The sequence below is a fragment of the Pseudomonas sp. AL10 genome (assembly GCF_029960685.1).
GTDB lineage: Bacteria > Pseudomonadota > Gammaproteobacteria > Pseudomonadales > Pseudomonadaceae > Aquipseudomonas > Aquipseudomonas lactis.
On record NZ_JASBQZ010000055.1, the window covers coordinates 19752 to 27239 of the forward strand.

General features: G+C 59.9%; 8 protein-coding genes. 5 read left to right on the forward strand and 3 right to left on the reverse strand.

Annotated features, from left to right (window positions below; all coding sequences use genetic code 11):
• Nucleotides 1–205: 205 nt before the first annotated feature.
• Nucleotides 206–1606: a lytic transglycosylase domain-containing protein gene (locus QK296_RS26820; RefSeq protein ID WP_169855283.1), complete on the reverse strand. Its 1401-nt coding sequence runs from the start codon at nt 1604–1606 to the stop codon at nt 206–208.
• A gap of 98 nt (nt 1607–1704) precedes the next feature.
• Complete coding sequence (gene gloB / locus QK296_RS26825; RefSeq protein ID WP_003190693.1) at nt 1705–2472, reverse strand: hydroxyacylglutathione hydrolase; 768 nt, start codon at nt 2470–2472, stop codon at nt 1705–1707.
• A gap of 65 nt (nt 2473–2537) precedes the next feature.
• Here gloB and QK296_RS26830 point away from each other — a divergent pair, with 65 nt between their 5' ends.
• Nucleotides 2538–3296 carry a methyltransferase domain-containing protein gene (locus tag QK296_RS26830; RefSeq protein ID WP_003190694.1) on the forward strand — a complete coding sequence of 253 codons (759 nt, stop codon included), beginning with the start codon at nt 2538–2540 and terminating at the stop codon, nt 3294–3296.
• 31 nt (nt 3297–3327) lie between these two features.
• The gene (rnhA, locus tag QK296_RS26835; RefSeq protein ID WP_003173571.1) at nt 3328–3780 is read left to right on the forward strand and encodes a ribonuclease HI; all 453 of its coding nucleotides are present in this window, start codon (nt 3328–3330) and stop codon (nt 3778–3780) included.
• A 1-nt stretch (nt 3781) separates the two neighbouring features.
• On the opposite strand, the gene QK296_RS26840 is transcribed toward rnhA, so the two are convergent.
• Nucleotides 3782–4732: a glycerophosphodiester phosphodiesterase family protein gene (locus QK296_RS26840; RefSeq protein WP_057709841.1), complete on the reverse strand. Its 951-nt coding sequence runs from the start codon at nt 4730–4732 to the stop codon at nt 3782–3784.
• A 112-nt stretch (nt 4733–4844) separates the two neighbouring features.
• On the opposite strand from QK296_RS26840, the gene QK296_RS26845 reads away from it, so the two are divergent.
• The 3 genes from QK296_RS26845 to dnaQ all read left to right on the forward strand — a co-directional run bounded on the left by QK296_RS26845 (nt 4845) and on the right by dnaQ (nt 7333).
• Nucleotides 4845–5759, forward strand: coding sequence for an AraC family transcriptional regulator (locus QK296_RS26845; protein WP_057709842.1), 915 nt, complete (start codon nt 4845–4847; stop codon nt 5757–5759).
• 139 nt (nt 5760–5898) lie between these two features.
• Nucleotides 5899–6471, forward strand: a complete 573-nt coding sequence (locus QK296_RS26850) for a nuclear transport factor 2 family protein (RefSeq protein ID WP_206666384.1) — start codon at nt 5899–5901, stop codon at nt 6469–6471.
• Between the two features lie 121 nt (nt 6472–6592).
• The gene (gene dnaQ / locus QK296_RS26855) at nt 6593–7333 is read left to right on the forward strand and encodes a DNA polymerase III subunit epsilon (RefSeq protein ID WP_164692278.1); all 741 of its coding nucleotides are present in this window, start codon (nt 6593–6595) and stop codon (nt 7331–7333) included.
• Nucleotides 7334–7488: the final 155 nt, after the last annotated feature.

Here is a 7488-nt window from a genome sequence, read left to right on the forward strand (position 1 = left end):
GGGCGGCTTGGGCTTTATGATCGGTACAGTAACAGCTTGTTCCGGTTGGAAAAAGGCTGTCGGGAAGGCCATGTTGCGGACTGCGAGCTATTGGGCGGTATGAAGGTCAAATGTGGGAGCTGGCTTGCCTGCGATAGCATCGACTCGGTGCCTGGGACATACACCGAGGTGTCTGCATCGCAGGCAAGCCAGCTCCTACATTGATTTATCTTGGCCCGGAAACCACCAGCATCTGGCCTGGCTTCAGTGCCTGGCCGGTGCGCGGGTTCCAACGCTTGAGATGTTGCATCTCGACGTTGAAGCGCTTGGCCACCATGTACAGCGAGTCACCTTTCTTGACCTTGTACTGCACCGGTTTTTTCGCCGCAACTTTGCGCGTGTCCTGCATCACCAGGGTCTGGCCGACCTTGAGAGCCTGGCCGTTGAGCTTGTTCCAGCGCTGCAGGTCATGCACATCGACCTTGTTGGCCTTGGCAATAAGCGTGAGGTTGTCGCCACTGCGTACCTTGTAGCTGCGGGTGCGCCCTGCAACGGCCTTGGTCTCGACTTCGTCGAACACCGGCTTTTTCGGGCGCATGCTCAGCAATTCTTCCGGCTTCATCGTCGAAAGGGTGCTGGTCAGCAGTTGGGCCTTGGAGGTCGGTACCAGCAGATGCTGGGGGCCGTCCAGGGTGGTGCGTTGTTTCAACGCCGGGTTGAGCTGGAACAGTTCGTCTTCGTCGATCTCGGCCAGCGCGGCAACCCGTGACAGGTCCATGCTTTGCTTGACTTCAACCACTTCGAAGTACGGCGTGTTGGCAATCGGGTTCAGGTTGACGCCGTAGGCTTCGGGCGCCAGTACCACCTGGGACAAGGCCAGGAACTTGGGCACATAGTCCTTGGTTTCCTGAGGCAGGGGCAGGTTCCAGTAGTCGGTGGGCAGGCCGAGCTTCTCGTTGCGCTCGATTGCCCGGCTGACCGTGCCTTCGCCGGCGTTATAGGCCGCCAGGGCCAGCAGCCAGTCGCCGTTGAACATGTCATGCAGACGCGTCAGATAGTCCAGGGCGGCGGTGGTGGAGGCGGTGATGTCGCGGCGGCCGTCGTAGGCGCGGGTCTGGCGCAGGTTGAAGTAGCGCCCGGTGGAGGGAATGAACTGCCACAAGCCGACCGCATCGCTGCGCGAATAGGCCATTGGGTTGTAGGCACTTTCAATCACTGGCAGGAGCGCCAGCTCCAGGGGCATGTTGCGTTCTTCAAGGCGTTCGACGATGTAATGAATGTAGAGGCTGCCGCGTTCGCCGGCATTCTCCAAAAAGGAGGGGTTGCTGGCGAACCACAGGCGCTGTTGCTCGATGCGCGGGTTGACGCCGACACCGTCCTGCAATTGAAAGCCCCGACGCATGCGTTCCCAGACATCCTGGGGCACTTCGGGGCTGGGCTTCTCTGATAGCCAAATAGGTTTTTGCTTGATCTTGGCAGCAAGATTCGGTTTGGGTTGCACGGTGGATTGTGCAGCGTAATGGGTCGATTGGCAGCCCGCCAGAGTTGCGGAAACGGCCACCGCCACGGCTTGAGCCAGGCGGGTCAATGCGTCTGAAGAAATGGATTTACGAATAGGTGACGACATTGGCTGGAAGTAAGTTCCGGGCAAAAATGTCGGGCGATTCTAGAAAGCGCTTTGGTTCCGGTCAACCATTCAGAAATTACGTATCAGATTGCATCTGGTTAGAACTTATCTTTCCAAGCCCTCAAGCTAGCAAACACCTCGGCCCCAGAGCGGTTGTCGCGGCCGTTCCGTTCGTCCGCTTTTTGTTTAACGGATGTTTCAGCGGTGCGCAAAAATGGGTTAGTAAGTTTTTCCAGGGCCAGGTTGGATGGCAGCGTCATCTCGCCACGGGCGCGGAGTTGGGCGACATTTTCCACCCGTTCGGCGATGTCGGCGTTGTGCGGTTCCACGGCTTGTGCAAACTTGAGGTTACTTTGTGTGTACTCGTGGGTGCAGTACACCTGCGTATCGGCGGGCAGGGCGGCCAGGCGTTCCAGGGAGCTGTACATCTGTTCGGGCGTTCCCTCGAAGAGGCGACCGCAGCCGGCAGCAAACAAGGTATCGCCACACAGCAACACGCCTTGGTGGTAAAAGGCGATGTGGCCGAGGGTATGGCCTGGCACGGCGTACACGTCGAAGTCCCAGCCCAGCACGTTGATGTGGTCGTTGTCGTGCAAGGCCACATCCCGCGCCGGGATCTTTTCGTTGGCCGGGCCGTAGACCTTGGCGCCGGTGGCAGTTTTCAGTTGCTCGACACCGCCTACATGATCATGGTGATGGTGGGTGACCAGGATGTCGCTGAGGGTCCACGCCGCATTCTGCTTGAGCCAGGCCAGCACGGGCGCGGCATCGCCGGGGTCGACCACCGCGCAGCGTTGGGTGGTGGGGTCCTGTAACAACCAGATGTAGTTGTCGGTGAAGGCGGGTAGGGCACTGATCTGTATCATTCTTCGATTCGCCAAGCTGAACACATTGGTGCATCTTAGAACGTCTAGGCGAGTTGGAGAATGCAATGACTGATAAAGCGTTCGCCCAGGCCGATCCTGAGTGGCTGGCCCTGATCAGCGCGGCCCGCGAATGGTTGTCCGGGCCGATTGGGCAGTTTTTGCTGGAAGAAGAGCGGCGCATGCTCGAAGACGAGCTGGGCCGGTTCTTTGGTGGCTACCTGGTGCACTACGGCCCGTCAGCCGACACGCCGCCCTCGGCGCCGCAGGTGCAACGCAATGTGCGCCTGGGCGCGCCGTTGCCGGGGGTGGAAATCGTCTGCGAGGAACAGGCCTGGCCCTTGAGCGAACACGCCGCCGATGTGGTGGTGTTGCAGCATGGCCTGGATTTCTGCCTGTCACCCCACGGTTTGTTGCGCGAAGCGGCGAGCAGCGTGCGCCCTGGTGGCCATTTGCTGATTGTCGGCATCAACCCCTGGAGCAGTTGGGGCCTGCGCCGTGTGTTCGCCCATGACGGGTTGCGTCAGGCGCGTTGCATCGCGCCATCACGGGTGGGTGACTGGCTCAACCTGCTGGGCTTTGCGCTGGAGAAACGCCGCTTCGGGTGCTATCGTCCGCCGCTTGCGACTGCCAAGTGGCAGGGCCGCCTGGCCGGTTGGGAACGCCGCGCAGGGGCCTGGCAGCTGTCGGGTGGCGGCTTCTATTTATTGGTTGCACGCAAGATCGTGGTCGGGCTGCGACCGGTGCAACAAGTACGCCGCGAGCCGATCGGCAAGCTCGTGCCGATGCCGTTGGCCAAGGTCAACCGCGAACAACGCGAACCGTAAAACCTCTTTTTGATTTCAGGCCGAATAACCGATGACCGATAGCGTAGAACTCTTCACCGATGGCGCCTGCAAAGGCAACCCGGGCCCAGGCGGCTGGGGCGCTTTGCTGGTGTGCAAGGGCGTGGAGAAGGAACTGTGGGGCGGCGAAGCCAATACCACCAATAACCGCATGGAACTGATGGGCGCCATTCGCGGCCTCGAAGAACTCAAGCGGCGCTGCAACGTACTCCTGGTGACCGACTCGCAGTATGTGATGAAGGGCATCAACGAGTGGATGGTCAACTGGAAAAAACGCGGCTGGAAGACGGCGGCCAAGGAGCCGGTCAAGAACGCCGACCTGTGGCAATTGCTCGATGAGCAGTGCAACCGTCACGACATCACCTGGAAATGGGTACGCGGCCACATTGGCCACCCTGGCAACGAGCGCGCCGACCAATTGGCCAACCGTGGCGTGGATGAAGTGCGCGGCTACAAGCAGAGCTGAATCAGCGACACCGCAGCGGCCGTTCGAGCCGCTGCTTCACTGCCGCCATCTTGCGTGGCGAGTCCACCAGCACCGCATCGAGCTTCAGGCAGGCAGCAGCGCGATAATCGTCATCGTTGTTGACCCCAATCGCCAGAATATTCGACTCGCCGTTGGCGCGGAAACAGTCGACAGCCTGGGGCGTCCACAGCTTGGCATTCACCGCTGAACGGGCCTCGCCGAGGGTGAAGGTTTCCACCACATCCACTGTGCGCTGGTACTCGAATGCTACCCAACCGCCGGGTTGCGGAGGCGGTTTGCAACTGTTTGCCAGGGCGACATTGGCCAGGCGTTCACGGGTCTGGTCGCGGGATTCGAACAAGCGGGCCTTGGGATATTGGGCAAATGCTTGCTGGTAGCTGACGTCGGTGGAGTAGATCCACACGCGGTCCCAGGCGTGGTGCTGCTCCAATACGCGGGCGACAGCCGCGGCCTGGGGCGCAGCCGGCAGTGCTTTCATGTCGAGGATGATCGGGGTGTTGGCTGGAATCGCCGCCAATGCCTGCTGCAATGAGGGCAACGCTACGGCCTGGGTGCGATAAGGAAAGGTCACGCGGCCATCCGCTGCAGCTTGCTTGAACTGCCAGCCAGCGTTGAGTTGTTGCAACTGCGCCCAGGTTTTCTCTGCGACCGCGCCGCTACCCTGGGTATTGGCACTCAAGTCGGCGGGTCGGTACAACACGGGCACGTCGTCACGGCTCAGTTGCACGGTCAGCCACAGCATGTCGACGTTATGGTGCAAGGCGTTCTGAATCGCCAGTAGCGTGTTCTCCGGAAAGTCCGCCGTGCCACCTCGATGGGCTACGATCAGCGGCAGCTGGGGGCCTGCGATGTCGGGAGCTTGCGCAGTGGAACAGCCACCGAGCAGGAGGCTGGCCAATAGCAGCGCTGGCGTGTATCGAGCTTCAATCATTGAGGGGCACCTTTGGCAGCGGTGTCCGGCATACTGCCGGGCAGGCCTGATGGGTAAACGAAAGGCACCATTATTTAATTAATACCGGGTTGAATGCTAACGGGAGTGCGGGATGTCCTCTTTACCTCATGCCGATGTCCAGGCATTTCTTGACGAAGCAGTAGAGAGCGAGCCGCAAGGGCTGACGTACACGCCGCCACGCATTTCACAGATGATCCGTCGTACGTTGCCGCCTTGGGGTGCGATTGAGTGCGTGCAGGTGGCGCATCGCCCACATCGCTTTGAAATGCGCCGTGCGCAGCATCAGTTTGCGCTGTATCGGCAGGGTTCGGTCAGCGATGGCGAGGTCAGCATCGACGGCTTGCGCATGGCTGGGCCGAGGGCTCTGGACCAGTTCGTCGATTTTATTCCGGCCGGTGCCTTATTCGAAGGGTGGACGGGTGAGCGTGCCAGGGTCGGCTATGCCCTGGTGTCGATTGATGAGGATCAATTGGCGGCAGTCTGCCCGACCTATCGTGTACAAACGGATCTCAAGCCGCTGATCAGTTGCCATGATGCTTTTTTGCGGGGATTGCTGGAGCGCTTGGATCAGGTCGTGCGTAGCGGCAAAACCGATGCCCTGTACCTGGAAACCCTGGTGATGCTGTTGATGCAGGAAGTGCGTGCGCTGCAACAACTGCCGGAGGTTGTGCCGGTGAATACTGGTGAGTTCGGGCCTGTGCAGCGCCAGCGTTTGATCGACTATATCGAGGCATCCCTGGCCAACGAAGTCCGCCTGGCTGACTTGTCGAACATCGTCAACCTCAGCCCTTATCATTTCTCTCGGGTCTTCCGGCGTTCGTTCGGTATGTCACCGTACCAGTACCTTTTGCTGTGTCGCGTCAATCGGGCCAAGCACTTGATTACCACCACTGACCGCAGCCTGTTGGACATTGCCCTGGACACCGGGTTTGCCGGCGCCAGCCAGTTTTCCCGTGCGTTCCGGCGCATCGTGGGGCAGGCCGCCAGCCAGTTGCGCCGCCCCTAGGCGTCGTACATTGCGCAATATGTGTCAACACAACAGCAGGCAAGGTAAAGCGTCCTGCGAAGCTGCTCGTTAGTCTGGCTTCAACGGTCGGTTACCCCGTAATCGACTTCAAGCCATTCGTAAGCGTGAGGTAATAAGCATGGGGATTCTTCGTAGGTGGGCACTGAGTGCATGGGTCGCGGCTGCGGTTTTTTCCGTCGGGACCAACGCTCAAGCTACCCCCGTCATCAAGGAGCGAGGCGGTCTCTACTATCTGGCACCTGGGTATACCGCGGCTGACGTCGCGAATTTCTATTGGCGTAGCCTGAATGGCTGGTCGGAGCATCCAGCCGAAATGGCCAAGTATTATCAGAAGGATGGCGTTTACGCACTGGCCTATGCGCCGGTCGATGATTTTCCGAATGTGGGCTTTAAGCGTGCCAATAAAGGGCGCCAGGAAATGACCGATTACTTCACCAACTTCAGCAAGCAGTTGGGCAACTTGAGGTATAGCGATCCCAAGACCTGGACCTTGCTTCAGACCACCCAAAAGGGCACCTACGTGTTTGAGTACAGCAGCGATGGGGTGATTCGCGCCACTAACAAGCCCTACCAGCAGCGCTTCATCGCTATTTTGCGAATGGCCAAGGATGGGCAAATCCAGTCGGTGCGCGAGTATTGGGACCCCTACGTGGCCCTGCGGGATTTTGGCCTGATCAAAAAGACCCAGTGATCGTTGCGGCTTACAGGGTCAGGGTTGCGCGGGCGAGTTGCTCGTCCGCACACTTATAGAGCGTGCTAACATCCCGCCCCTTGAACTGTACCGAACCGTTGAGAGCTGAACCCTGATGGCCATCCGATCTGTTGTACTCGATACCGAAACCACCGGCATGCCGGTGACCGATGGTCACCGGATCATCGAAATCGGCTGTGTCGAACTGATGGGGCGCCGCCTGACCGGCCGCCACTTCCACGTCTACCTGCAACCGGACCGCGACAGTGACGAGGGCGCGATTGGCGTCCACGGTATCACCGATGAGTTCCTCAAGGGCAAGCCGCGCTTTGCCGAAGTGGCCGATGAGTTCTTCGAGTTCATCAACGGCGCCCAGTTGATCATTCATAACGCGGCGTTTGACATCGGCTTCATCAATAACGAATTTGCCCTGATGGGGCAGACCGACCGTGCGGACATCTCCCAGCACTGCACGATCCTCGATACCCTGATGATGGCCCGCGAGCGTCATCCGGGCCAACGCAACAGCCTCGACGCCTTGTGCAAGCGTTATGGTGTCGACAACTCCGGCCGTGAACTCCACGGCGCCTTGCTCGACTCCGAGATCCTAGCCGACGTTTACCTGACCATGACCGGCGGGCAGACCAGCCTGTCCCTGGCCGGTAATGCGTCCGATGGCAGCGGTTCGGCGGAGGGCTCGGGCAACCGACCTTCGGAAATCCGCCGCTTGCCGGCTGATCGCAAGCCGACGCCGATCATCCGCGCCAGCGAGCAGGACCTGGCCGAACATGCGGCGCGGCTGGAGGCGATTGCCAAGGCTGCGGGTGCACCGGCGTTGTGGACGCAACTCACTCAGCAATAACCGCTCAAGTGGGCTCGCCTGCGAAGGTGGTCTGGCAGCGTTCACCTATCTATCTGACGCCCCACGATCCAAATGTGGGAGCTTGCGATGGCGGCCTGACAGCCGACGGTAACCACGATGCGAAGCGAGCCGCTCTTGATCTTGATCTGCTTTTG

What these genes read in the sequence shown, in the direction of transcription:
- QK296_RS26820 (WP_169855283.1), bottom strand. Translation starts at nt 1,606, where the DNA reads ATGTCGTCACCTATTCGTAAATCCATTTCTTCAGACGCATTGACCCGC.
- gloB (WP_003190693.1), bottom strand. Translation starts at nt 2,472, where the DNA reads ATGATACAGATCAGTGCCCTACCCGCCTTCACCGACAACTACATCTGG.
- QK296_RS26830 (WP_003190694.1), top strand. Translation starts at nt 2,538, where the DNA reads ATGACTGATAAAGCGTTCGCCCAGGCCGATCCTGAGTGGCTGGCCCTG.
- rnhA (WP_003173571.1), top strand. Translation starts at nt 3,328, where the DNA reads ATGACCGATAGCGTAGAACTCTTCACCGATGGCGCCTGCAAAGGCAAC.
- QK296_RS26840 (WP_057709841.1), bottom strand. Translation starts at nt 4,732, where the DNA reads ATGATTGAAGCTCGATACACGCCAGCGCTGCTATTGGCCAGCCTCCTG.
- QK296_RS26845 (WP_057709842.1), top strand. Translation starts at nt 4,845, where the DNA reads ATGTCCTCTTTACCTCATGCCGATGTCCAGGCATTTCTTGACGAAGCA.
- QK296_RS26850 (WP_206666384.1), top strand. Translation starts at nt 5,899, where the DNA reads ATGGGGATTCTTCGTAGGTGGGCACTGAGTGCATGGGTCGCGGCTGCG.